This is a genomic window from Mucilaginibacter panaciglaebae (assembly GCF_039539265.1).
Lineage (GTDB): Bacteria > Bacteroidota > Bacteroidia > Sphingobacteriales > Sphingobacteriaceae > Mucilaginibacter > Mucilaginibacter panaciglaebae.
On sequence record NZ_BAABCV010000011.1, the window covers coordinates 113077 to 139526 of the forward strand.

General features: G+C 38.4%; 20 protein-coding genes. 17 read left to right on the forward strand and 3 right to left on the reverse strand.

The features are described from left to right. Positions 1-63 precede the first annotated feature (63 nt). A complete protein-coding gene (locus tag ABD772_RS15190; protein WP_345106271.1) occupies positions 64-210 on the forward strand; it encodes a hypothetical protein in 147 nt (48 codons plus the stop codon). Between the two features lie 40 nt (positions 211-250). Here ABD772_RS15190 and ABD772_RS15195 read toward each other — a convergent pair whose 3' ends face one another. After that, positions 251-1720, reverse strand: coding sequence for a hypothetical protein (locus ABD772_RS15195; RefSeq protein WP_345106274.1), 1470 nt, complete (start codon positions 1718-1720; stop codon positions 251-253). Positions 1721-1729: 9 nt separating this feature from the next. Further along, positions 1730-2683, reverse strand: coding sequence for a hypothetical protein (locus ABD772_RS15200; protein ID WP_345106276.1), 954 nt, complete (start codon positions 2681-2683; stop codon positions 1730-1732). Between the two features lie 130 nt (positions 2684-2813). Here ABD772_RS15200 and proS point away from each other — a divergent pair, with 130 nt between their 5' ends. From proS to ABD772_RS15220, 5 genes are all read left to right on the forward strand, one after another. Beyond that, the gene (proS, locus tag ABD772_RS15205) at positions 2814-4286 is read left to right on the forward strand and encodes a proline--tRNA ligase (protein WP_345106278.1); all 1473 of its coding nucleotides are present in this window, start codon (positions 2814-2816) and stop codon (positions 4284-4286) included. A 3-nt stretch (positions 4287-4289) separates the two neighbouring features. Beyond that, the gene (locus tag ABD772_RS17605; protein ID WP_425562840.1) at positions 4290-4424 is read left to right on the forward strand and encodes a four helix bundle protein; all 135 of its coding nucleotides are present in this window, start codon (positions 4290-4292) and stop codon (positions 4422-4424) included. A 185-nt stretch (positions 4425-4609) separates the two neighbouring features. After that, positions 4610-5749 carry a cystathionine gamma-synthase gene (locus ABD772_RS15210; protein ID WP_345106280.1) on the forward strand — a complete coding sequence of 380 codons (1140 nt, stop codon included), beginning with the start codon at positions 4610-4612 and terminating at the stop codon, positions 5747-5749. Positions 5750-5849: 100 nt separating this feature from the next. After that, positions 5850-6752 (forward strand): TIGR02757 family protein, encoded by a 903-nt coding sequence (locus ABD772_RS15215; protein WP_345106282.1) that lies wholly within the window; start codon positions 5850-5852, stop codon positions 6750-6752. Between the two features lie 120 nt (positions 6753-6872). Continuing rightward, positions 6873-7235 carry a DUF5655 domain-containing protein gene (locus ABD772_RS15220; protein WP_345106285.1) on the forward strand — a complete coding sequence of 121 codons (363 nt, stop codon included), beginning with the start codon at positions 6873-6875 and terminating at the stop codon, positions 7233-7235. Between the two features lie 325 nt (positions 7236-7560). Here the strand turns inward: ABD772_RS15220 and ABD772_RS15225 are convergent, their stop codons facing one another. Then, entirely contained in the window at positions 7561-8619 is a 1059-nt protein-coding gene (locus ABD772_RS15225; RefSeq protein ID WP_345106287.1) for a nucleoid-associated protein, read from the reverse strand. A gap of 65 nt (positions 8620-8684) precedes the next feature. Between ABD772_RS15225 and mnmE the strand changes: the two genes are divergently transcribed. The 11 genes from mnmE (at position 8685) to ABD772_RS15280 (ending at position 26427) form a co-directional block, all read left to right on the forward strand. Further along, positions 8685-10046: a tRNA uridine-5-carboxymethylaminomethyl(34) synthesis GTPase MnmE gene (gene mnmE / locus ABD772_RS15230; protein WP_345106289.1), complete on the forward strand. Its 1362-nt coding sequence runs from the start codon at positions 8685-8687 to the stop codon at positions 10044-10046. Positions 10047-10968: 922 nt separating this feature from the next. Beyond that, positions 10969-12093: a peroxiredoxin family protein gene (locus tag ABD772_RS15235; RefSeq protein WP_345106291.1), complete on the forward strand. Its 1125-nt coding sequence runs from the start codon at positions 10969-10971 to the stop codon at positions 12091-12093. 350 nt (positions 12094-12443) lie between these two features. Further along, positions 12444-15227, forward strand: a complete 2784-nt coding sequence (locus ABD772_RS15240; RefSeq protein ID WP_345106294.1) for a glycosyltransferase family A protein — start codon at positions 12444-12446, stop codon at positions 15225-15227. Between the two features lie 145 nt (positions 15228-15372). Continuing rightward, positions 15373-16965: a vitamin K epoxide reductase family protein gene (locus tag ABD772_RS15245; RefSeq protein ID WP_345106297.1), complete on the forward strand. Its 1593-nt coding sequence runs from the start codon at positions 15373-15375 to the stop codon at positions 16963-16965. A 349-nt stretch (positions 16966-17314) separates the two neighbouring features. Beyond that, entirely contained in the window at positions 17315-17560 is a 246-nt protein-coding gene (locus ABD772_RS15250) for a hypothetical protein (protein ID WP_345106300.1), read from the forward strand. Positions 17561-17624: 64 nt separating this feature from the next. Next, positions 17625-18725: a thioredoxin-like domain-containing protein gene (locus tag ABD772_RS15255; protein WP_345106302.1), complete on the forward strand. Its 1101-nt coding sequence runs from the start codon at positions 17625-17627 to the stop codon at positions 18723-18725. Between the two features lie 156 nt (positions 18726-18881). Further along, a complete protein-coding gene (locus ABD772_RS15260) occupies positions 18882-21065 on the forward strand; it encodes a peptidase domain-containing ABC transporter (protein ID WP_345106305.1) in 2184 nt (727 codons plus the stop codon). A 10-nt stretch (positions 21066-21075) separates the two neighbouring features. After that, complete coding sequence (locus ABD772_RS15265) at positions 21076-22362, forward strand: HlyD family secretion protein (RefSeq protein ID WP_345106307.1); 1287 nt, start codon at positions 21076-21078, stop codon at positions 22360-22362. Between the two features lie 24 nt (positions 22363-22386). Further along, positions 22387-23430 (forward strand): lanthionine synthetase LanC family protein, encoded by a 1044-nt coding sequence (locus ABD772_RS15270; RefSeq protein ID WP_345106309.1) that lies wholly within the window; start codon positions 22387-22389, stop codon positions 23428-23430. A gap of 40 nt (positions 23431-23470) precedes the next feature. Next, positions 23471-25090: a hypothetical protein gene (locus tag ABD772_RS15275; RefSeq protein ID WP_345106311.1), complete on the forward strand. Its 1620-nt coding sequence runs from the start codon at positions 23471-23473 to the stop codon at positions 25088-25090. Positions 25091-25884: 794 nt separating this feature from the next. Next, positions 25885-26427, forward strand: coding sequence for an adenylyl-sulfate kinase (locus tag ABD772_RS15280; RefSeq protein WP_345106314.1), 543 nt, complete (start codon positions 25885-25887; stop codon positions 26425-26427). Positions 26428-26450: the final 23 nt, after the last annotated feature.

Below are 26450 nucleotides of genomic sequence, written 5' to 3' on the forward strand. Positions count from 1 at the left end.
CTGTTTAATATCGACAGGAATGGTAAATTTACGTAACAAAAGCAAACAGCAGCCGTTATAGAAATGGAGCGTCAACTATTAGTGATTACTGAAAAAGCAGGCGACGATGGCACCAACGACATGATCAATCGCTTTATGCAGTTTAAAGAGAAAACACCTGGATGCTGCGCTCGTTTGTTAATGAGGATTAATTACATCCGTATAATATAGAGACGCAATGCCTATCGTCTCCTATGATACGATAGGCTGTTTAATATTTTAAACCGATAGTCAGGAAAAAGTTGTTGTTACTAGCGTTGACGGCAGCCTTTGGCGTATTATTGCCAATATCATACTGCGTTACGTTTTGCGACCCTTTTAAATTCATGTAGGCTGCATCAATATAATAGTTGCCTAAATGATAACCCAAGCCGCCGGTTAGCATCCTGGTGTTAGTACCATCTTTTAACGATGTGCCTTGTATTCCGTAACCGCCGCGTAAGAAAAAGGTATCAATGATTTTAATTTCAGCGCCGGCATGAGCATTAACTGCCGCACGATAATGTTTTTTGATAATGCCGTTGTCATAATCGCTGGTGTATTCGTCATTGCTGCTTATGTGGGTAGTTGTGTAATCAATGTACTCAACATCGCCGGTAATAAAACCAACGTTACCCATAAACACAGACAAGCCGCCGGCAAATTTAAACGGCGTGCGCATGTTATAGCTTAAAGGATAACCAGCAGGTCCGTCAACATATTGACTGCCGCTACTCAGGTTATTGTTAAGCCCCTCGTTAAATGAATCGTCAATGGTATAATAAGTAGGAGTGGTAATGGTAGCACCCACGCGCACGTTTTCAATGATCTTGTAAAGTATGCCCAGTTTAACATTATAACCTTCGCCTTTGGTATCCTGAAACTGTGTATAAGTTGAATTAAAGCCATGCGTAACAGGGATACCGTTTTCTGATACGCTCAGGTTGCCGGTTTCATTAAAGCTGGTATTGGTATGATACCTTATTTCGCTTATGCCCATACCTAAACCAACATATAGTTTATTGCTATAGTTGGCGCCTACTGCTATATCATAACCACTTTGCCCGCCTGTACGGCTTATAAAGCCTGTTTGCTGCACACCCGGGAAGGCGTTGCTTTGATAGTTATAGTTCGATGGAATCCCATACTTATCGATCAATTTCTCATTAAAGGCCCATGATTGTAAACTACCATCGCTTACGCCTTGCCCGTTTGCCAGGTCTGCATAATAATCGGTTATAGAGTTAGCATCATTTTTTGCGCCATATTTTATACGCTCATAAAAGTTATTGGTGCGATTATAGCCTACGCCAAAGTTCACGCTCAGCCAGCCTTTGTTTCTGTTGCTGCCCGCGGGCTTATCCAGCTGGCTATAAAATACGATACCCGCATTGCTGAAGTTAACTTTATTCTGGTTTGCAGAACTCGGCTGGCCTATATAAGACGCTTTATTGCCGTAACTATCAAACTCGGGCGTAATGCTTAGTTCTGAATGTGTAAAATAACCCAAACCTGCCGGGTTTCCGCTAAGTGATGACAGATCGCCGCCTACAGCTGTGCCGGCGTTGCCCAGCGCTTTAATACGCGAGGTAGAGCCGATTTGTGAGGTTGAAAAACGTACAGCATCCTTGGCGTATTGGGCAAAACTGCTGGTGCTAATTGCCGAAAACGCAATTACAAAAAATGTATATCTAAATTTCATATATGTGCTTTATGGCCTGACTGGTCTGCCGCCGCCGCCACTGCTTGAACCGCCGCCGCCAGAGCTCGAACCACTTGAGTTTGAGCTTGAACTTGAACCGCGGCTTGATGATGACGTTGATGGCGGCAATGACGGAAGTGTGGCCCGTTCTATGGCAGGTCTAACCGCTCTGGGATTTTCATCTGCCGGACGGATTGGCCGGTTTGTACCGGCTACGCTGTTAATAGATTGACCGGTGGTTGAATTCATACCCGGGCGACCAGGATAGACAGCATTGCTGCCACCGGGACGCATCCCTTTGAAGCCCGGATTACCGACTGCAGCAGTGTTGCCACGGGTAAATGCCGGTACTGTAGCTTTAGCTGCACCGCTACCATTAATGCCCTGGCTAAATATCGAGTTGCCGTAGTGATGGTTGCCGGTATTTGCTCTTACAAAAATACCGTCATTGTTATTTGAATGGGAGTAATCTTTTCTGTGTGTAGCCCGTGTGCCGCCGCTATAAACAAAGGTAGAGTAAGCTATGCCATAACCAAAGTTGTCGTAGCCCCAGTAATCGCCATAACCAAAATCATAAGCAGAGTATACGCCCAACTCATCATAATAAGGATCATAGGTATAGTCATCAGGAGCATAAGCATATTGTTCGGTTGTATCCCGATAAGACACCGATGTATAGGGCACATAGTCGCCATAGTAATCATCATCATAATCAAATGGCGATGCGTAACTAAAACGTCTTATGCGCGATTCATAGTCGCCATAATAATAGTAATCATCGTTTCTTAATTGCGGCTGCTCTACATATTCGGGTACAGAGTACTCAGATACACCGGCTTTCGCTTTAGTGTAATACACATCATCGCCTATAATTTTATTGCTTGATATATCAGTAAGCGTAGAACAGGAACTCAATGCAACCGCACTGATCAAAACAATTCCTTTTAGCAGGTCCCTTTTCATTGTAGGTTTGGTTATGCGCGTTTGACTATAATTTACACCAATGGTTTAATTTGGCGCGCTGATAACGTATAAATTTATAAATTTGAGCACAAATTTAAGTAATTAAACAGTCAAAATATATTCCACAACAATGAGTAAAGGCGTTATTAGTAAAGATGAAGATTATTCGCAATGGTATAACGATCTGGTTATAAAAGCAGATATGGCTGAGTATTCGCCGGTTAGGGGTTGTATGATCATCAAACCGTACGGGTATTCTATCTGGGAAAAGATGCAATCTGTCTTAGATAAGATGTTTAAAGACACCGGCCATAGCAATGCTTATTTCCCTTTGCTTATTCCTAAATCATTTTTCTCTAAAGAAGCCAGCCACGTTGAGGGTTTCGCTAAAGAGTGTGCAGTGGTAACGCATTATCGTTTAAAAAATGACGGTAGTGGTAATATCGTAGTAGACGAGGAAGCTAAACTGGAAGAAGAATTAATCATCCGCCCGACATCAGAAACCATTATCTGGAATACTTACCGTGGCTGGATCCAATCATACCGCGACCTGCCTATTCTGGTTAACCAGTGGGCCAACGTAATGCGCTGGGAAATGCGTACCCGTTTGTTTTTACGTACCAGCGAGTTTTTATGGCAGGAAGGGCATACCGCCCATGCCACAGCCGAAGAAGCTGTTGCTGAAACCGAGCAAATGCTGGAGGTTTATGCCGATTTTGTAGAGAACTTTTTAGCACTACCCGTAGTAAGAGGCCGCAAAACACCAAACGAACGTTTTGCTGGTGCTTTGGATACCTATTGCATCGAAGCTTTAATGCAGGACGGTAAAGCGTTGCAGGCTGGCACATCGCACTTTTTGGGTCAGAACTTTGCCAAAGCTTTTGATGTAAAGTTTACCAATAAAGAAAACAAGCTTGATTATGTTTGGGCTACCTCATGGGGCGTATCAACCCGTTTGATAGGCGCGCTCATCATGGCGCACTCTGATGACGCAGGCCTGGTATTGCCGCCAAAACTGGCGCCTATACAGGTAGTTGTTGTGCCGATCTATAAGCATGACGAAGAGCTGGAAAACATAACCACCTACGTAAACAGCCTGCGTAAAGAATTGATAGCAACAGGTATTTCAGTTAAGTTTGATAATCGCGATACCCATCGTCCCGGAGCTAAGTTTGCCGAATACGAACTTAAGGGTGTGCCATTGCGAGTGGCTATAGGCAGCCGCGATATGCAGAACGGTACAGTTGAACTGGCACGTCGCGATACTAAAACCAAAGAAACCGTTAACCAGGAAGGCTTAGCCGCCAGGATAGAAGCGTTGCTAGAGGAAATTCAGACAAATATCTACCAAAAAGCCGCCAACTTCCGCACCGAAAACACCACCGAGGTGAACGATTACGAAGAGTTTAAACGCCTGTTAGACGAAAAACCCGGTTTTCTGTCAGCTCATTGGGATGGCACTGCAGAAACCGAACAACGCATAAAAGACGAAACTAAAGCGACTATCCGTTGTATTCCTTTAAATAACAAGCAGGAAGAAGGTAAATGTATCTTAACCGGTAAGCCGTCGACGCAGAGGGTTCTTTTTGCAAGAGCGTATTAGGGAGTGTTGATTACTGATCAAATCATGCGTTCTTCCCGTTCAATAGATAATAACATTGCAGAGGGGCACGGTCGCTTATTACCAAGACAATATCCGTTTTTGTATAATGGCACGCGGTTCATGGTCAGAAACACTTGATGATATGTTAATTGCTGTCGATAAAAAGATCATAAATTATACCGGGCTGGAAGTTTTACTTAGCGTATGATAGCTGTTTGAGATTGTTAAATGGTTATATTCAATATCTTAAAAAGAAAAAGGTTGATGAATTGAGCTAGACCAACTACTCACTCCATCAACCAATCAACTTAATCAACCACAAAATGAAATTCGCAACCAAGGCAATCCACGCTGGTCAGGAGCCTGATCCGTCAACCGGCGCGGTAATGACGCCGATATACCAGACATCAACCTACTGGCAAAAATCGCCTGGAGACCATAAAGGCTACGAGTATTCGCGCGGAACAAATCCGACGCGTAAGGCTTTGGAAAGCTGTTTGGCGGCTTTGGAAAATGCTAAGTTTGGATTGGCATTTTCGAGTGGAATGGGCGCCACGGATGCGGTAATGAAGTTACTGGCTCCCGGAGATGAGGTAATTACCGGAAATGATTTATATGGCGGTTCCTACCGGATATTTACGAAGATATTTGCCAATTACGGTATCAAGTTTCATTTCCTGGATTTGTCTGACCCGGAGACCATCCGTGAGCATGTAAACGCTCATACAAAGCTTATCTGGATAGAAACACCAACCAACCCGACGATGCAGATCGTTGATATTGAGGTGGTGGCCAAAATAGGCAAGGAAAAAGGTATATTGACGGTGGTTGACAACACATTTGCCTCGCCATACCTGCAAAACCCGATTGATTTGGGTGCCGATGTGGTAATGCACTCTGTAACCAAATACATTGGCGGCCATAGCGACGTGGTAATGGGCGCTTTGATGCTGAACGACGAGGACCTGTATAAACGCCTGTGGTTTATTTATAACTCGTGCGGTGCCACACCGGGCCCTATGGATAGTTTTTTAGTGCTACGCGGCATTAAAACGCTGCATTTGCGCATGAAAGCACATTGTGAGAATGGCCGTAAAATAGCTGAGTTCCTGAAAACGCATCCGAAGGTTGAAAAAATATACTGGCCGGGCTTTACCGACCATCCAAACCATGACGTCGCAAAAAAACAAATGCGCGATTTTGGGGGGATGATATCGATTACCCTGAAAGGTGCCGACCTTAAAGAAACTTTTCGTATAGCATCATCATTTAAAGTATTCTCATTGGCAGAGTCATTGGGAGGAGTGGAGTCGCTCATTAATCATCCGGTTACCATGACGCATGCATCGATACCCAAAGAAGCACGCGAGGCAGTTGGGGTGGTTGATAACCTGTTACGTTTAAGTGTAGGGGTAGAGGATGTGGATGATTTGCTGGATGATTTGAAGCAGGCGCTGGCGTAAAAAATTAGGGCCATTGCGAGGAGGAACGACGAAACAATCGCACACGTTAAAGCCGTTCTCCGGGCGATTGCCACTACACTCGCAATGACAGCTTGGTAATATGCAAGACAATCTCAAAGCTTTCCTCGACGCCAAAGTAGCGCAATACAACCAACCTGGTTTTATTGCTAACGACCCTATCAGTATCCCGCACATGTTCACCAAAAAGCAGGATATCGAGATCATGGGTTTTTGGGCAGCCACACTGGCCTGGGGCCAGCGCCCAACCATTATCAGGAAATGTAAAGAATTGATTACGCTGATGGACGGTGCGCCGCACGATTTTATTATGAATCATGAGGAGATCGACCTGAAAAAGCTGCTGCACTTTAAACATCGTACCTTTAATGATATTGATACACTGTATTTTATTGCGTTTTTTAGGGCGCATTATGAGAATCATGAATCGCTGGAGTCGGCGTTCATACAGCAGGAAGAACAAACAAAGAGCGCTGTCATGCTGAGGCACTCGAAGCGTGCGGGGCACGCCTTTCCGCTCACCCCTCGAGAGCCTCAGGGCGACAGGCCAAATTTTGAAGAAGCTCCGGACGAGCCGATAGAAAGGTATCTTAACTATTTCCGTCGCTATTTCTTTTCATTGCCTGACTATCCGCATCGCACCAAAAAACATGTATCATCACCCTCGCAAAAATCAACCTGTAAGCGTCTGAATATGTTTCTGCGCTGGATGGTGCGCAATGACAATAAAGCTGTCGACTTTGGTATCTGGAAGCAGATCAAACCAGCAGACCTGATTGTGCCATGCGACCTGCACGTCGACCGCGTAGCCCGCCATCTCAAACTCATTACCCGCAAACAAACCGACTGGCAAACCGCTATTGAACTAACCCGGCGCCTGCGCGAATTCGACCCGGCAGATCCGGTTAAATACGATTTTGCCCTTTTTGGCTTAGGCATAGAGGAGCGTTGGGGCCGTGACGCTATTTTGCCTATATTGCCTTGATAATATTCTTAAAAAGTATGTCATCCCGAACGTAGTGAGAGATCTATACACACGCTAAGTATTACATTGACTGTCCGTGTACGGATTTCTCCCGTTGAAATGACAAGATGGAGAAGAATCATGCAACTACACCCACGCATCAGCGAATTTTTAGCGGGCAAATCTGCACACACGTTAATGCTGTACGATCATTTCCTGTCAGAATTTGAAAAGATAGGCGATATCATTGTCGAACCTACCAAAACCATGGTAGGTATTTCCAACGCGCATAAACGCACAGCCTGGATAACGCAATTGGGTAAGAATTTTATTCACATAGTGTTCCCGTTTAGGCAACCTTATAACGATAATCTATGCTTTCAAAAGGTGGGGCAAGTGCCGGGTTCCCAGCAATTTAATCACCATTTGCGGGTGTTGAATGCAGAAGATATTAATGACGAAGTGATCGGGTTTATGCGTAGGGCGTATTGTGAGGAAAAGTAGAGGAAGAGGTGTCATCCCACTTGCTTAGTAAGCTGCCGCTGTGTTTTAAATTCAGATAAGAAGGTTTGGTTCAATCCATTTTTGTCGGGTTTCAAATTTTCAGCGCTGTTTCACCTCAGGTGTTTCACTGGATTTAGCCGCGATGGTAAATAAATAGCTTAACATACTATATATGAATAAGTTAATGTCGTTTACCTAAAGTATTACTACTGTTTCAAAGTGTTTCACCCGATTTTTATAAATAACTCATTTTGAGATATTTATACCTAAAAAGTGTTTCAAGTGTTTCAAAGTGTTTCACTATTTTGTGAAACAGTATGGGGGGTTATTGCTCTTCTTTAAAATAAACCTTATAATAATTCATGGCCCGCTCATCGTCAAAACCTTTTTCAATCAGCTTATTATCGCCATGAATATAGATGTGAAAGTTCTTGTCCAGTTTCAGCACACTCTTATAAATACGCGATTGTTTTTTAACCGCATTGTCTGATATTTCGAAGGTGTCGCCAATGCGGGTATCAAACTCATCCTCATACTGGCTCTTAAATGTTTTGAATGATTCAATTGCTTTAGGATTACTGATCACCTCCTCGCCAAATTCATCCATGTCGAATGTCTCTTTTTCCTTAAAATATTTCATCGAGCGGTTAAGCAGATCGATCTTATCCGCTTTGGTCATATCAAACTCATCGTCGATCTTTTCAGTAACGAAGTTTTTGTAAATACCCAGGACGTTGCTGGTTTGGTTATAGCTGTCATTGCGTATCTTTAACTGCAGGAAATCATCTTTCCAGTAAACAGCAGCATCCTGTCCACGGTTGGCAGTGTCAATAACCACCACCTTATAGCCATTTTCTTTTTCGATGTTAAAGATCAGTACTCCTTTATCCAGTTTATTGATGTTGATGGCATTTTCCTCATAGTCGACCGCAAAACCGCTATTTTCCGGGTAGACTTTCAGATAAGTTTCTTTATTCTCTGATTTAAAAATGCCGATGGCATCCAACAGGTTGCCCTCGATCTGCACATCCTTAAAATAAGCGACGTATAGCTCGCCCGGTTTAATATTAGGATGATTGGTTACATTGTACAGATGTTTGGCTATTTGTTCAGACATCTCATGAAACTTATCCTTGTCCTCAAATATCTGCGAAACAAAGTTGTGCACCTCGTTCAACGCCAGATTACCGCTACTGTGCATAAGGTGATAAACTTCTACCGCTTTTTGAAAGGGTGAAAGGAAATATTGCTTTAACAGACTCGAAATTAACTCGTCCTTTAACTCAAGTGGATGATCTGACAAAGCATACATTTCGCTTTGCGCCTGGTTGCCAACGTGATGTACTGAAATTGTATCTAAATAAGCTTCGAATGCGGTTACCATAATTGACACGCAATTTACCGTTTTAGTTTAGTATTGATGCCACTAATTTGCGACCTTTGCCCGTAATGACAAATACCGAAGAAACCATTGTTGCCTTAGCCACTCCGTCGGGCACCGGCGCTATCGGGGTGATCCGTTTATCCGGACCCGATGCTATAGCCATTGCCAACAGCACGTTTAAAGGCAAGGACCTAGCTAAACAGGCCTCGCACACTATTCATTTCGGCAATATAACAGACGATGACATGATATTGGATGAGGTTTTAGTTTCGCTGTTCGTCGCACCCAAATCATACACCCGCGAAAACGTAGTGGAGATATCATGCCATGGGTCTAACTACATCATTGAATCAATTATTAAACTGCTCATCAAAAAAGGAGCGAGGCTGGCAAAAGCCGGCGAGTTTACGCTACGTGCTTTCCTGAACGGCCAAATGGACCTGTCGCAAGCAGAAGCTGTAGCCGACCTTATTGCCTCGAACTCTAAAACCTCGCAACAGGTAGCTCTGCAGCAGTTACGGGGGGGATTTAGTAATCAATTACAAGGCCTGCGCGAACAACTGGTACAATTTGCTTCGCTAATTGAACTGGAACTTGATTTTGCCGAAGAAGACGTAGAATTTGCCAACCGCGATCAGTTAAAGAAACTGATCCATGATATCAGCCGGGTGATAGGCACTTTAGTGCAATCGTTCGAATTAGGAAACGCTATTAAACAGGGCGTAAATACCGTCATAGCAGGTCGGCCAAATGCCGGTAAGTCAACCTTGCTAAATGCCTTATTAAATGAAGAACGCGCTATAGTGAGCCATATTCCCGGCACTACACGTGACACTATAGAAGAAGTGCTTAATATCAATGGTATTAATTTCAGATTAATTGATACCGCCGGCATTCGCGAAGCCACGGATGCTATTGAAAAGATAGGGGTACAGCGTACGATGGAAAAAATAGCGCAGTCGGCGTTGGTAATTTATATTTATGATGCAGCACTTCTAACCGATGAAGAGCTAAACAGCGACTTGACCAAATTGCAGCAACAAGGAGTTACTGCACTCATCGTAGCCAATAAAGCCGATCTATTATCATCCCAGCAAATTGAAAAACTGAACCAATCTGGTATATTGGCTATATCCGCCAGGGAAAGAACAAGTATTAGCGAGTTACGCTCCAAAATATACCACTCGGCAATTAAAGAACAGCTGGACGGCAACGAAACCCTTGTCACTAACATCCGGCACCTCGAAGCACTGCAAAGAACCCAGGAGGCGTTGGCCGATGTGCTACGAGGAATTGATTCAGTTACTTCAGATTTCCTGTCGATGGACATTAAACAGGCACTACATTATCTGGGTGAGATTACAGGCGCCGTAACTACTGATGATCTGCTGGATAATATATTTAGTAAATTCTGTATCGGCAAATAGTTATAAAAACGAAGTCATACTCATTCCTATCAAAAAAACTCGTGTCATTCTCCTGATAAGCTGATTCACTTAATTTCTTGATAATTGAGACTAGAGCTTAGATAATCAACTAAGATCTTTTAAATAGGTACTCTTTTTTGTATATGTGATAACGCGTATAATCTTTCTATTATTCTAATAGTCAGAAATTTATAATAATATTTGGAATTCAAACAAGAAACTACTAAGTTAGATTTACCAATTAAATCTGGTTAAACAAATGGCCTTGTCAGTGATGATGACTTTGGCATCTTAACCGAGGTTGCTTTTTTAATATAACCTATACCTTATTTATGGAGCGAAGTAGTATTGCTGCGGTTTTTAATCTGCTTAATGAGCTGCAAATCACCGTCATCCCGCAAGGAATAGATGATGAAATAGTCCTCAATTACCAATGCATCGTCGGAAAGCACCCTGTAAAAGAGCAAATAGTTGCTGTCGAAGCATTGAGATACAGCGTGCCCGGTGCATTGACAAACACTAGTCCCCCCACCACATTTATAAGGGGCATAGGCTTTCCCCCAAAACGACCAACCTGAAGATATCAATTACTTTGTATAGGGATGCCTGACTTCGGTAAACAGGACAGGGAAAGCCTAATCAATAATAAAGCAAATTAAGGTAGTAATAATGAAAAAATTACAATTGAAACTAGGTGGTATAAAAGAAATGCTAACCAGAGAAGAAATGAAAAAAGTATTTGGAGGAAGCGGCAGTGCCGACCCAGGGTGTAAAAGCTCGTGTAGTAACGACTCCGATTGTTCTGGGGGATTTAAATGTGAGAATGATGGATCTGAGGTTTGTCCGAGTAGATGTTCTTGTCACTAATCTTAATTAAAGCCATTAAAGGGAATGCTTTAATGGCTTATAATGAAATAATCTAATGGGTAAATTGACATTACTGTTTTTATTGTTACTGCTAGCCCAAGTAGCCTTTTCACAAAATAATTTAATTATAAAAGGTAAAGCACCATTGCTAAAAGATGGTACTAAAATTAACATTGAAAAAATAAAGCCAAGGCGTTTTGCGGCTAAGACAGAAGTAGACAGTACCTATGTTAAAGGCCATCAATTCGAGTTTAGACTTAAGAACAATAATGGTGAATATTACGATCTAACTATAAACAAATACCATACACGCCTTTATTTGCAGCCCGGTATGGCGAGTGTTACACTCGCAGATTCTCTTTTGCGTAATGTAACCGTGTCTAATAATTTAATGGCAGATGAAAATAACCAATTTCTCAATCAGGTGGTCAATGACTCTGTTTATTTAGCGTACCGAAAGATTAATGCAGACTATAGTAGATACGCACGGAATAAAAAAATAAATAAGGATACATTAGCGGCTAACAGGATAAAACGAGACGAACTTTTGGAACTTTTTAATAAAGAATACGGAAGGCTGGTTTTAGAATGGATACGAATACATCCAGCGTCTTACTTAAACTCTTATTTATTATACAACGCACACAATCAATCGGAACAATCTATTTCAGAGGAGGAAGTTAAACACGTCTTTGCTGCCATGCCTATAAATATCAAGCATAATATCTGGGGTAGCGAATTGAAATACCGTATTGATAGCCTGTTTGTAGGTGGTAATGCGCCAGATTTTGCACAGGCAGATACTAATGGGAAAATAGTAAAATTAACTGATTTTAAGGGTAAATATGTGTTGATTGATTTTTGGGCATCATGGTGTTTGCCATGCAGGGCTCAAAACCCCGCTGTTCTTAAAGTTTCGCAACAGCTCGCCATGCGTAATTTTACAATTTTAGGAATCTCGCTCGACAGCAGAAAAGATTCCTGGCTACGTGCTATCAAACAAGATGGTCTGAACTGGACCCAATTATCAGATTTACGATATTGGGGTAATGGAGTTTCCGTAAATTATTATGTTTATGATATACCGGCTAATTACTTAATAGATCCTAATGGTAAAATCATAGCAAAAAATATAAATAGCGATGTAATGTTGTCAACGCTAAAAAGAATAATTAAATGATTGATAGGACGAGTAACGGTAATAGCTCATTCATAAGTAAGTGTTTTTGTTGAGAAAGGGGTAATGGGCGCAAAGCTTCAGACAACTATCAACCTGAGATATTAAATACTTTAAGTATTGGCAACGCAATTATGTCGAAACAAGGAGAAGAGGCTGACTTTGATATACAGGATAGGAAACTGCAATCCGATGAATATTTGATTTTAATTTATAAAATCTTATATTGACTAATATTACACCTTAACCTAAACATCACGCCGAAATGTCCCAAGTTTTTCATGCCTGATCTGTAAAGTAGTTAGAACGAATGGTATTCTGCTACTAAGTATTACCTAATGTCAAGTATGCTTATGAAAAAGAAATCCAACAAACAAGCTTTTCTTATTTTAAGTGATTGTGTTAGTGAATCGCTAATACGTTTATATCTACAAGTAAAAGCAGCTACCGTTCAATGGGGCGATACATTTATCGTATATCACAATAGAACTGACAAGCCCGAAAAACGATTGGAAGGTTATGAGGTATATGAATTTACAAATGCAGTAATGACCGACCTTGGTTACACACCAGTTAGCAATACCCTTGTGCCTGGCAGCAACCATTTTCCAATTATTAAATTTCATTTGGATTATCCCGATTATGATTATTACTGGTGCATTGAAGATGATGTCGTTTTTAACGGAACATGGTCATCCTTTTTCAATACTGTGATAAAAAATATAGAGTACGATTTTATAAGTAGCTTTATTAAATATTATACCGATAACCTTAATCCTAATTGGTACTGGTGGGATAAGCTTACAAAAACCGACGTTGTAATAGACAAAAACGTGTTAGCTATGTCCTTTAATCCTATTTATAGTTTATCTAACAGGGCTGCCAAGTTTTTAGACCAGTCGTTGAAATCAGGTTGGACAGGTCACCATGAAGTGCTGATGGCAACATTACTTATTTCAAACAAATTTAAGGTAAAAGATTTTGGGGGCGCCCTGCGGTTTGTGCCACCAGGCTTCAAAAATAAATATTATACAGGTAATACCCATTTATGGAGACCATCATTTAAAGCCCCAGGTGAGTTAATAAACAAGATATATCATCCTGTTAAAAACAAGTTTAAGATTACAGATAATTTTAAATTTAAAATATCTTTCTGCATTACGGGGATAGATATACTTGGTCAACTTAAACAAACGCTTGTTCCCAATATTTTAGACAATCAGGACTATGACAACTTTGAGTTTGTCATACTTGATCATGACACCAACGACAACATTGAACGGTGGATTAAAGAGCACTTAAACAGTTATATAGATAGCAAAAAAATAGTTTACTATAAAACTGTACAGCAGTTGCCGTATAATCATAGTTGTGCTAAAAACTTGGCTTTTAAACTAGCGTCCGGTGATATTATTTGTAGTCTTGGCGCTTCTGTATTTATAGGGAAAGGGTTTGCTGTATATTTAAATGACCAGTTCAAGATAAATAATAATATTGTAATAAGCAGCGTAGGTTCAGTATCTGTTTATGCGTCAACAGATACTGCAGTCAACGACATAATATCTGTTAAAAAAGATGATTTTTTATATATTAAAGGCTTTAACGGACAATTATCAACTGGCGCCGAAAATATTGATTTTTTAAACAGGCTTGAGCTATCGCGGATTAAACCAGTTGCATTAAATTGCGAAAGTGATCTTGCATTTTCAGCCGCCACCGGCTTTTCGCTCGAAAACGCCTATATAACTTTAGATAAAACACTCGTCCAGCATATTGATCCTGCCACATCAAATATTATCTATATGTATCATACAGGTAATTTTGAGATGGGGACGGTTATAAACAATGCAGCGATATACCATGCTGATTTTAGATATAGCTATTTAAAACGCAACAGGGCGTTTGAATATGATTTAAAAACAAAAAATTGGACAGCGGGAACATGGCGCTTAGCAGATAATGATGAAACATTGATATTTAAAACAAATAATGGAGATGAATTTCAACTCGCTGTAAGAAAAGACTTTTATGAAACAAATTTTAACGGCAACCGTGCCAAATTTTATAACATCGCTGCTCTTGATAGCAAAAGAAGACTAGTTGATTTCCATTATTTACATAAAAATAAAAATCGTCTAAAAAACATCAGATCAACTAAAGGCATTGACCTAAACAATGCAGGTTTCGGCAACTCAATAGTTTATAAAAATTTCAATCAGAATCATCCTGTAATAACAGGCGACTGTGGAAAAGAAGATAACAGATGGCTTTCCACTTCTATTTTTATATCAAGAAACAAATGGCATTCGATAATCAAAAACGTCATTAAACCCTTAGTGAACCAGCTTTTTTCAGAAGGCGATCTAGTTTATTATAAACTTGGGTTCAATTACCAATCTGGCGAAAACATTAGGTTCTCATTGTTAGTCGACGGTAAAAAAAAACGTACGGTAGCTCAAATTGTTGATCAATGTTTAAATAATTTCTTTAAAGCGAAAAATCTATCGTTAAGTATAAATAATGATCTTGACAGGACCTCATTTATGCTCTTCCATAAAAACTCGGTTCAGTATGGTCTTTATTCAACAATTATAGATACCGAGTATGAATATCTTCAATCGCTTGAACAGGCATTTAGTACCTGCATAATGGAAGCATTTGCCAATGATGTGGTTGACGACGAACTGATTCTAACTTTTGTGCTGTATGTTTTATTTAATTGCCATAAAGTTATCAAGAGATCCGGTCCCGAAGTTATCGAGAAGTGGCTGGATTACAATGGTTATATTTCTGAATCATTAACCACTACCGAAGATAATAGTAAGCTTATTCAAGATCAATATGAGGCATTGTCCGATGCTGTTAATGAGATTTATTCAGACGTTGTAAATGGCAGTGTAATGAACGATTTAGCTTGGATAAATACATGGGAAGATGTTTTTAACAATACATGGAAAAAAGTACTTTCGAACAGTAATCCATCTATATTTTTTTGCCAGCTTGATCAAATAATTAATCAACAGTTAAATACTGATATTAATTTTAGGGCATTAGTTAACGTGTTTATTAACAAAACCCTTGACAAAGATAAATATCTAATTATCACTGATTTAAATCCACTTGTTTTGTTAAAATAATATTTGGAATTTAAACAAAAAACTTCTATGTTAGTTCCACCAATTAAAAAATAGTTAAATAAATAGCTTCTGATTTAGCGGAGATGACTTTTGGCAACCTCAGTTGACGTTGCTTGTTTTTAATTGCAACCTATACCTTATTTTTATGGAACGAAGTAATATTACCGCGGTTTTAAACTTTGTTATTAGTGAGTTACAGATCCCTGTCACTCGACAAGGGATAGATGATGAAATAGCAAAGCACCCTGATTACCGGAGTTTACTTGCTGTAAGCGAAGTGCTCACTAACTGGAATATCCCAAATGCAGCTTATCCTTTATCATTCGAAGAACTAATTGACGCTGATGTGCCCACGCCATTTATTGCGCATCTTTCAAATAGTGGTGGTGAGTTTGTCTTGGTCAGTAAATTTGATGATAAACAGGTTGTTGTATCGAACGAACATTGGCGCAAGCACCGTCTGAGTATTAATGAGTTCAAATTACAATATAATGGTGCTATACTGATAGCCGAAAAACAAGAAAATTCGGGCGAGCCCGATTATAAAAGGAAACATCGTAAGCAAGTAGTAGATAACATTCGCATCCCTTTTGTTATTACAAGCATTGTGGTTTTGTTAATTCTTTCTCTTTTATCCCACTCAGTATTTTCAACAGTAAATTGGCCAACTATACTTTTAGCTCTGTTGAAAACAGCTGGCTTAGTAACATCTATAATGCTATTGATACAAAGCATAGACATCAATAACCCGTTGATTCAAAAATTATGCGGCGGTGACAACAATAGGGATTGTAATGCCATTCTATCATCAAAAGACGCAAAAATAAGCGATGAATTAAGCTGGTCAGAGATCGGCTTTTTTTATTTTGCAGGTACCTGGCTGGTATTATTGCTTAACAACGGGCACAACAGCTTAATGCAAATGCTGGTCCTGCTTAATATTGTAAGCTTACCCTATACTTTTTATTCTATCTATTATCAGTGGCGGGTAGCTAAGCAATGGTGTATATTTTGTTGCACAGTGCAAGCGCTGCTATGGCTGGAGTTTTTTGCTTTTGTACCCTACATAAAATTACCAATTCAAGTGCCCAGTCTGCGCGAATGGACAAGCCTGCTTACCGGCATGGCTTTGCCAATATTAGCCTGGATATTTATTAAGCCATATTTTTTAAAAGGCAAGCAGATAAAACCACTTAAATGGCAACTGCGCAAGTTTAAATACAATGTTAACCTGTTTAATAAATTACTTAATGAGCAACTAAAATATGCCCTGCCCGACGAAAAATATTCGCTTATAATTGGTAACCGAGAAGCAGAACATGTTATTACTATGGTATCAAATCCTTATTGCCAGCCATGTTCGGCAATGCATAAAAAGCTTGACAATTGGCTTCGTAATCGTAATGATATCAAATTGCAGGTGGTTTTTAATATCAACACCATAGACGAAAAAGACCCTAAAAGTGCAATAGCGTCGCACTTACTTTCTTTAAGGTCTGACCAAAATGATTTTTCATTAAAAAAGGCTCTTGATGATTGGTATGAACAAAAACAGAAAAGTTACGAGGCATGGGCGGATAAGCATCCGGTAGAAGAACAAATAATTAATATCGAAGCATTAGAGGCGCAGAGTGCCTGGTGTAAGTTGGCAGATATTACCAGTACACCCACCGTATTTATTAACGGTCGAAGGATACCCGATAACTATCACCCTGAAGATATTAAATACTTTATATAAAGTGCCAGCAAATATTGTTGGTCTTTAGGTAAATTATTATGTGTACGATATACCAGCTAATTACTTAATAGACCCGAAGGGCACGACCATAGCAAAATATAAATGATGATGCAATGTTGTCAACGTTTAAAAAATCAATTAAATAATTTATGCTACGGAGTAAGGGTAATAACTCAAGTATACAACAATTAACGGGCGCAAGCTCTCCGATAACCAACCTAAAGATATTATACTTTATACTAAGTATCAGCAACGAAATTGTCTCGAGAACAATGAGAAGTGCCTGACTTCGGTAAACAGGATAGGGAAAGCCGCAACCCGATAATAGAGGCAAAATTACAATAAAAATATGAAAAAATTACAGTTAAAACTGGATGGCGTAAAAGACATGCTTACCAGAGAACAAATGAAAAAAATCATGGGCGGTAGCGGCAGTGGTAGTGCCAGTGGGAGCGGTAGTGGTACATCATGTTCAGCGAGTTGTCCAAGTGGCCAGTCGGCTACAATTACTAATTGCCACGGCGATTGCACAGGTCATGACGGATATGCTGAATGTGTGGGTGCACATAATACACTTAAAAAGAATTGCGCCTAACATGTATTGAAACAATTGAAGTAGGCTATGTTTCAACATAGCCTACTTCCTTTTAATCTTTTATATGAAAATTTTATTAACCGTTTTGTTGTTTTGCAACCTTGCAACTTATGGGCAAAACAAATATGTTATTGAAGTAAATTTCAATCATTCCAGTAATAAAATGGTGTACTTGTCAAATGCTTATGGCGGGCCACTTGATAGGACAAAAGCCGTGCATGTTGATTCGACATTGATGGTTAATAATAGATGCACTTTTGAAGGTGAGTTTACCCAGTTGCAATACTATTCTATCGCTATTGGTTCAAAAAGGGATTATGTTCCATTTATTATTGATAATGGCAAAATTGTTATAAAAGGTGACGCAAGCAATTATTTATGGAAAACTACCAAAGTAGAATCACTGCAAAACCATTGGTTATCTATAGAGAAAAATAAAGTCGATTCTATACAATTAATCAGAGAGGTTTTTCAGGACAGCCTGCTCAAATATCAGAATAAAAGTAAAAAGTTAGCTAAAAGATATAGTAGATTAATGGATAAACAGGACTCATCTATGGTTGTGTCTTTATTTTCTTTTACAAAACAATATCCAGATAGTTACTATGCCTTTTTCAGCCTGATGCAAATTTATAAATACACGCCGGCAGTATTCAATCTGGCTAAAAAAATATTCCCGCTTTTTTCAGCGAGAATAAAAAACTCTGATGAGGGAAAAGAGTTTTACTCGCTTTTATTTGAGAAAAAATTGCTGGAAGGGGTGTTATTCCCTCAAATCGCAACTTATGACGAACATACAAAAATAAAAACAATAAAACTCCACCATCAGGTTTATCTCATTGATTATTGGGCTTCGTGGTGTGCTCCGTGTATAGCCAAATTACCAGTATTGAAGAGGTATAAAAAAAGATTTGAGAAAAAAGGCTTTAAGCTTATTTCTATTTCCCTCGACAATAATTATAACAATTGGATGGCTGCCCGAGAAAGGTATGAGATTAATTGGGAAAACTATTGCAATCTGAAAGGATTTGATTCAAAAGATGTCAAATTTTTTGGAATTGATGCTATACCGTTTGCCATCTTGGTTAATTCAAAAGGTAATATAGTAAAGATTAATCCTACTGATAAGTATATTGAGAACTACCTAAATAGAATATATAAATAACGCTCGTCCATATAAAGTCGATGCAAAGCATTTTCAAATCAAAGGAGTGTTTGATATATGATTTAATCATTGTATAACTTTTAAAGACGATGTTTTTGGTAATAATTGGAAAAGTGTTAGTCCTGCTTAAATGCTAATAACTAATATTTAAATACAGTGAAAAAGAAATTCCCGTACTATAAACAGCAGGATCAGATGGATTGCGGCCCATCATGTTTACGTATGGTTATTAAATGGCACGGGCGCAATTACCCTATACAAAAATTAAGGGCATTATGCCAAATTAACAGGCGCGGCGTAAATCTGTTAGGAATTAGTGAAGCTGCTGAAAAGGTTGGGTTCAGATCGTTAGGCGTTAAACTGACTATTGACCAGTTAAAAACAGCAGAGTTGCCCTGTGTCCTTCACTGGCGGCAAAACCACTTTGTGATCTTATATAAAATCAGGAAAAATGTTTTTTATATAGCCGATCCTGCAAAGGGCCTCATCACTTACACCGAAAAAGATTTTGCAAAAAATTGGTTTAGCCATAAAGAAATGCACGACGGCATATCTTTATTATTAAGTCCTACACCAAAATTCTTTGATTGGGAAGAAGAGAAAGGGAATGAATTAAGGTGGGCTTATATACTTCGTTATTTTTATAAATACAGGCAGTTATTTATACAGCTTATGATGGGGTTGTTATTTGGCACCTTCTTATCGCTTATAACTCCCTTTCTTACACAAGCCGTAGTTGATATCGGCATCAATACACATAATCTTAATTTTGTTTATTTAATACTTATCGCTCAGGTAATGCTTTTTATAGGCAGCACCAGCGTAAATTTCATTCGTTCATGGATCCTGCTACACATTAGTACGCGTATAAATGTCTCTATCCTTACTGATTTTTTAATGAAGCTGATGAAGCTGCCTATTAGTTTTTTTGAAACTAAAACACCTGGCGACATTATGCAACGTGTGCAAGATCAAAGGAATATTGAAAGTTTCTTAACTGGTACTACATTAAGTACTATGTTTTCAATGGTTAACCTGGTTATTTTTACTATAATTCTAGTCTATTACAACGCCGTTATTTTTTCGGTTTCGTTTATTAGCGCCATATTATATACAGCGTGGATATTAATATTTCTGAAACGCAGGAGGCAACTTAACTATAAACAATTTGAATACTCATCCGGCAATCAAACAACAATCGTTGAATTGGTTAATGGTATGCAGGAGATCAAGTTAAATAATTGCGAACAGCAAAAACGTTGGGGATGGGAACATATACAAGCCAGTTTATTTAATTTAAAAGTTAAAAATTTGGCTTTGAACCAGTCGCAACAGGCTGGCTCCATGTTCATTAACCAGGCAAAAAATATTCTCATTACTTTTTTAAGCGTAAAAGCAGTTATTGACGGGCAAATGACACTTGGTGGAATGATGGCAATACAATACATTGTTGGGCAAATAAGCAGCCCCATTGAACAAATGGTCGGTTTTATACAAAGTTATCAGGACGCTAAAATAAGCTTGGAGCGTTTAAGTGAAATTCATGAACTGGAAGATGAAGAACCTACTGATAAACAATTGATCAATGAATTGCCTGTTGATAAGAGCATCAATATGCGCAATATTACTTTCCGTTATCCCGGAGCCGGCAATGATCCCGTACTGGAAAATATTGATATCCTAATTCCGCAAGGTAAAACAACTGCTATTGTAGGTATGAGCGGAAGTGGTAAAACCACTATACTTAAATTATTATTACGCTTTTTCGAACCCGAAAAAGGCGAAATCAGAATAGGGGAAACAAAATTAAATCAGTTTGGCTATAAAACATGGCGGAGCCAATGCGGTACCGTTATGCAGGACGGCTTTATATTCGCAGATACTATAGCGGGTAATATTGCTGTTGGCGATGAGTTTCCTGACCCTGATAAACTGACGCATGCAATTAAAGTAGCCAATATCAGCGATTTTATTGAAGACTTGCCTTTCGGTTTACAGACCAAAGTGGGGGCAGCCGGCAGTGGAATAAGCCAAGGGCAAAAGCAGCGTTTGTTTATTGCCCGTGCAGTTTATAAAAACCCACATTACCTGTTTTTTGATGAGGCTACTAACTCGCTTGATGCAAATAACGAAACCATTATAATGGATAATTTGCAGGAATTCTTTTCTGGCCGTACAGTAGTAGTAGTGGCTCACCGTTTAAGCACAGTAAGTAGTGCCGACAATATTATTGTTTTGGATAAAGGCAGGATCATTGAGCAGGGTACACATTATGAATTAACCTGCTTGCAGGGCGAATACTATAAACTGGTAAAAAATCAATTAGAATTAGGGGTATAATATTGAGCATATGTCGACAACAAGCACCGAAGATCAACTATATCATACAGAAGAAATACAAGATATTATAATGTCCCCACCATCGTGGTTATTGCGCTGGGGAATAGTCTTATTTTTTTCTGTAATGGTACTGATTATAGGTTTATCGGCATTTATCCGGTATCCAGATATTGTAAGCGCTCCGCTAAAAATAAATTCGCCAAACTCGCCAAAACCAGTTGTATCAAAAATATCCGGCAAATTGGTCAAACTGTTGGTAAGACAAAATCAGCATGTCATATCCGGACAATCATTAGCTTATCTTGAAAGCACTGCCAATCATGACAAAGTATTAAAATTATTAAAAAATTTAAAAGAGCTGCAGAAACAGGTTTTGAAAGACAAGCCAACAACCGATATTGTTTTTAACCAGTCAATTAATATTGAATTTGGCGAATTACAAACAGCTTATCAAACATTTTTTCAAGAATATTTATCTTATAAATCGGCAATAGACAACGGCTTATATCTTAAAACGAAAACTTATCTCAAACAAGATTTGAAAGACATCATTCTCCAGCAACAACAATTAAATTCAGAAAAAACTCTTCATCAAAAGGAGCTTAAACTTGCTGAAGATGAATACGAAATGCATAAAAAACTGAAAGATGCTAAAGTTGAATCGCAGGCTGAGTTTAGAAATGAAGAAAGTAAATACTTATCTCAAAAGTCTCCATTGATACAAACAGAAGCTTCATTAATTTCAGCCAACACCAATTATTCGGCAAAACAGAAAGAAATACTTGAGCTTGACAATCAAATAATTGAAGAAAAGGATAAGTTTTCTCAGGCACTTAATAGTTTGATCAGCCAGACAGAAGATTGGAAAAGCAAATATGTTTTAAGTGCCTCGCAGAATGGCAAAATTTCTTACGCTGGCATTCTGCAAGAGAACCAGATACTTACAGTCAATCAAGAAGTTTTTTATATTAATCCAGGTCATGAGGATTTTTTTGGTGAAATGAATATTCCTCAAGATAATATGGGTAAAATAAAAGAGGGACAAAAAGTACAGATCAAACTAAAAAGTTACCCTTATGAAGAATATGGCATGCTTACCGGAAGAATCACTTACATCGCAGACGTACCCTATAAAGACAGCGTATTTATGTCAACAGTTCATTTTAACAGTACCAGGTTTACGGGATTAAAACAAGCCAAGTTGAAAAACGGGATGACTGCAAACGCTGAAATAATTACAGAAGATGCAAGTCTTCTGTCACGAATAACAAGGAACATAACCAAGATGCTTAAGTAGTTTGCTATAGAAAATAATAACCTGATGCGTTCCATAAGACAAATCAATAATCTACTTCTGAACGAAATCGCGGAAATCCTGATTTCAAAAACACCTGGTGTGACCAATGTAGGTTTGTTTTATGGTAAAGCTGGCATAGCACTTTTTTTCTATAAATATTCACTTTATGCAAATGATAACAGATTTAAAAAGTTTGCAGAACTATTGATTGACGATGTTTGTGGCCAGATGTCATCTATCTCTAGTTTGAGCTTTTCTGAAGGACTATCAGGGATTGGTTGGTGTTTTGCACACCTGTTTCAAAATAATTTTTTAGATAATGATACCGACGAAATCCTTTTAGAAATAGATGAGATAATTATAAAAAAACAATCACAGCATTGTGTAATGTATGAAAATTCCGGCGATGTATTTGGATCTGGAATCTACTGCTTATCAAGATTATACACACCTGAAATTAATAGAAATACCACCTATCTGTTATCAAAAACTCAAAATGTTTTATTTCTGATTGATGAATGCGAAAATATACTCTATAATCATCTATCTAAAAATCTCTATGTTCCTGCAATTAGGCTGCAAACTCTTATTTCAATTGTTTACTTTTTACTTGAAGCATACAAATTAGGGTTGAATATTGAAAAAGTAAAAAAGGTCTTAAGTTGTCTGCCTGACTATTTTAAATCTTCCTTAAAGTTGTATATTGATAATATTGATAGAGATCTTTTGCTGACTCAAATTAATGAAATTACATTAATCCTTAATGACGAAGACTGTAAAATTAAGTGTGAGTCGGTTCTAGAAATAATATCCCAGGTACCCGATTTTAAAATTGCGATCGGTAATTTAACTAATGACTGTTGTAAAATCTCACTTTACAATTTAATTTATAGAAGGCAATTAACTAATAGCAAGCAAGTTGGTTACCTATCTGATATTTATAGGATAGTAAATAATAATATCCTAATTGAGGATATCTTAAGTAATGTGCACGATTACAATCTGGGGCTTAATGGTGGAATTGCAGGACTAGGTTTATCCCTATTAGACGCTATAAATAAACAATAATTTAGTATTTAATCGAATAATGTTTACTTAAACTTTTCACATGTTACCAGCAGTTGAAGTTGTAATTATCAATTGGAAACGCCCCGAAAATGTCGAAAGAATAATTAGAGCGCTAAAAATTCAAACAGTACCTTGTACAATAACGATATGTGACTGTCATCAAACACCGGAATTTTCGCTAAGTGAAGATGTCCTTCCTTTGATCGATCGCATTTTTAAATGGGCACATAATCTTGGCGCTTTTAGCAGATATGTTCCGATAGCATCATATGATCATTATTATACTTTCTTTATTGACGATGATTTGTTGCCTGGCACTAAATGTCTGGAAGGGTTTTTACAAGCAGCCGCTGCTAACCCAGATTTTGGCGTATTTGGACAAATAGGCAGAATTGTAGGCGGCGATGGAATCTACAATATATCTTATGTCAGTCAAGACAATATCAATTTTGTGGAGGTTGATTTTGTAATTCGCGCCTATTTTATAAAGACACGAAATCTTCACAACATTATCAAATTCAGATGGGAGATAGGGTATTTTGAGGAAAATCATCTTGAAGACGACTTATTGTTATGTGCGTCTTTAAAATATAATGAAAATCTTAAGTGTTTTTTAATTCCTTACAATGGCGATTCGGAAACATTAGTCTATAAAGAAGAATTAAATTCTGGATATGCTTTAAGCTCGAGAAATAACCATTACTACAAGCGACATGATTTTATAAGAAGAATAATGTACTATGGTTGGAAGCCCATAAGCGTTTCTGATAATGCCGTAAATTATGAAAATAATTTGGCCCAAAATCAATCTTGTCCAAAGGTTAGTATTTGTATAATTGTTTTCAATGAGTCAGAATACATAGACCTCGCTTTAAAACAAATATATAATTGGGATTGCTGCCACGAAATTATCATTGTGGAAGGGCTTGTAGAACAGCAGTCCAAAACTAAATATTTAAACAATGTATCTCAAGATGGCACTACAGAAATAATTAAAAATTTTCCTGATCCAGAAAAAAAAATCAAATATCTTTCAGGGAGTTTTCGAGATAAGACGGATCAACAAAATGCTTACGCCAAAGAAGTCACGGGAACACATGTTCTTATCATGAATACAACTGAATTTTATTCTAATCAGGATCTTCAAACCCTGAAAGAGGATATAGCGAATAACCCCAAGGTTGACTTATTTAAATTCGATTTTTCACATGATCCTGATAAAAGGACTTACTACCATCTATGGCACGGGTTTAGCACCCATGTGGTTGGTGGATATTGGGATGTTCCTTTTAACAGAATTTTTAAATGGACGCCGGGAACGAAGTATATTATCTCCAACGAAGATGATCCGGTTCGTCCGAACGGAATAATATTAAACCATCATTCTGTTGTTATTAAGGTTTTTACTACAAGAGCGAAATGTATTCATGTAGGCTTTGCAAGGAAGACTATAAACACTAGTATCAACAATATATCACGTATTGCCGTCAATGAATATAATAACATAAATTTCCAGGCAAATAAAACAAAGCAAATGTATATCAATTGTAAACGTGCATGGGAAAAATGGACCCCACAAATGTTTTTACCGTATAACGCACAAATTTTCATGTTTACACACCAACTTCCAGAATCGTTAATTGAGATGATGAGCATATGAATTTTCTTTCTTAGAAATTTCATTAAGCAATGAAATTCACGATCGATAGTTCATTTCTGTTTTGAATGTAGTCCGGGCCGAGCTAACTATACTCACCTATGTCTTCACTTTCTGTATCGCGGCAATAAAAGGTGTGTCATTCCTTGTCACATATTCTTTTAAGAATAGAAAATAAGAGACTGACTTGATCATCTCCAATAATCTCCTTAGTCAATGGCCGATGATAAATGGCCACCTATCAATCTGGATCTTGCAAGATCTCAGAAACCGGATATTTAGGAAATTGTTAATCATGGTACTCACCTTTAGCGCGAAATGTCGACGGCCTCCGCGGGGCATATTATGCATTTAAAACGGCTTAATTTATTATTTTAATCTATTTGCCAAGTGATTGTAATAACCGGAATTAAGTAATAAGAAATTGATTTTCAGTAGTTTATAGTCTATTTAAATTTAATGTTATTTGATTTTTTTTGCGTTTAAAAAAAACAAGAAAAAAGTTTTATCGATTATTAGTTATTTATTTATTAGCTTTAGGTTGCCTTAACGCACTGTTTTGAATTTTTATCACAATTGGACAAGCACTAATCAATTTGCCCTCAAATAATTTAAAAGAAATCAGTTAAGCAAATTTAATAGACAAAGTGGTCTTTTTTCGGAGATTACCTCGTCTATTATTTAACTATTGGTTAATCCAACGCAAGGGTCTGTTATCCTTAGATATCCCATCATTCAAAACATGGTTTTGGATGGAAAATGTTATAAAAGTACGCGTAAGATATTTGGTTTAAACGTTGGATAAGCGGAAAAAAAATATATTCCAGTTTACAGGTCTTTCCGGTTCGGGGAAGACCACGTTGGCTTTTGAAGTAGCTAAGTTGTTACAGGAGCGTGACTATACTGTGCAGGTGCTGGACGGGGACGAAATGCGCAAAAGCATTTCTGCCGGTTTGGGTTTCAGCAGAGAAGACCGCTTGGAAAATATGAAGAGGATAGCCTGTTATGCAAGAGAGAGTTTAGCCGATGTTGTGCTGGTCGCTGTGATTAACCCATACGCAGAAGGACGCAGGTATATGAGGAATAACTGCGAGGCCCCATTAGTTTGGATACGTTGCGGGGTTGATATTTTAAAGCAGAGGGATACAAAAGGCCTGTATAAAGAGGCATTGTTGCCCGACGGCCATCCTGCAAAATTAGGTAACCTGAGCGGGATCAACGATCCCTTTGAAGAACCTCAAGACGCCGACTTTGTGGTAGATACAGACAAAGACAGTATAGCTCGTTCGGCATTCAATCTTTGTGCCTATATTTCGGGAAAGCTGTGTGCCGCGGAATAACAGCGGAATATATCGTGTTAAAA

What these genes read in the sequence shown, in the direction of transcription:
- proS (WP_345106278.1), top strand. Translation starts at nt 2,814, where the DNA reads ATGAGTAAAGGCGTTATTAGTAAAGATGAAGATTATTCGCAATGGTAT.
- ABD772_RS15200 (WP_345106276.1), bottom strand. Translation starts at nt 2,683, where the DNA reads ATGAAAAGGGACCTGCTAAAAGGAATTGTTTTGATCAGTGCGGTTGCA.
- ABD772_RS15190 (WP_345106271.1), top strand. Translation starts at nt 64, where the DNA reads ATGGAGCGTCAACTATTAGTGATTACTGAAAAAGCAGGCGACGATGGC.
- ABD772_RS15250 (WP_345106300.1), top strand. Translation starts at nt 17,315, where the DNA reads ATGAAAAAATTACAGTTAAAACTGGATGGCGTAAAAGACATGCTTACC.
- mnmE (WP_345106289.1), top strand. Translation starts at nt 8,685, where the DNA reads ATGACAAATACCGAAGAAACCATTGTTGCCTTAGCCACTCCGTCGGGC.
- ABD772_RS15245 (WP_345106297.1), top strand. Translation starts at nt 15,373, where the DNA reads ATGGAACGAAGTAATATTACCGCGGTTTTAAACTTTGTTATTAGTGAG.
- ABD772_RS15255 (WP_345106302.1), top strand. Translation starts at nt 17,625, where the DNA reads ATGAAAATTTTATTAACCGTTTTGTTGTTTTGCAACCTTGCAACTTAT.
- ABD772_RS15220 (WP_345106285.1), top strand. Translation starts at nt 6,873, where the DNA reads ATGCAACTACACCCACGCATCAGCGAATTTTTAGCGGGCAAATCTGCA.
- ABD772_RS15225 (WP_345106287.1), bottom strand. Translation starts at nt 8,619, where the DNA reads ATGGTAACCGCATTCGAAGCTTATTTAGATACAATTTCAGTACATCAC.
- ABD772_RS15215 (WP_345106282.1), top strand. Translation starts at nt 5,850, where the DNA reads ATGCAAGACAATCTCAAAGCTTTCCTCGACGCCAAAGTAGCGCAATAC.
- ABD772_RS15210 (WP_345106280.1), top strand. Translation starts at nt 4,610, where the DNA reads ATGAAATTCGCAACCAAGGCAATCCACGCTGGTCAGGAGCCTGATCCG.
- ABD772_RS15195 (WP_345106274.1), bottom strand. Translation starts at nt 1,720, where the DNA reads ATGAAATTTAGATATACATTTTTTGTAATTGCGTTTTCGGCAATTAGC.
- ABD772_RS15235 (WP_345106291.1), top strand. Translation starts at nt 10,969, where the DNA reads ATGGGTAAATTGACATTACTGTTTTTATTGTTACTGCTAGCCCAAGTA.
- ABD772_RS15240 (WP_345106294.1), top strand. Translation starts at nt 12,444, where the DNA reads ATGAAAAAGAAATCCAACAAACAAGCTTTTCTTATTTTAAGTGATTGT.
- ABD772_RS15275 (WP_345106311.1), top strand. Translation starts at nt 23,471, where the DNA reads ATGTTACCAGCAGTTGAAGTTGTAATTATCAATTGGAAACGCCCCGAA.
- ABD772_RS15270 (WP_345106309.1), top strand. Translation starts at nt 22,387, where the DNA reads ATGCGTTCCATAAGACAAATCAATAATCTACTTCTGAACGAAATCGCG.
- ABD772_RS15265 (WP_345106307.1), top strand. Translation starts at nt 21,076, where the DNA reads ATGTCGACAACAAGCACCGAAGATCAACTATATCATACAGAAGAAATA.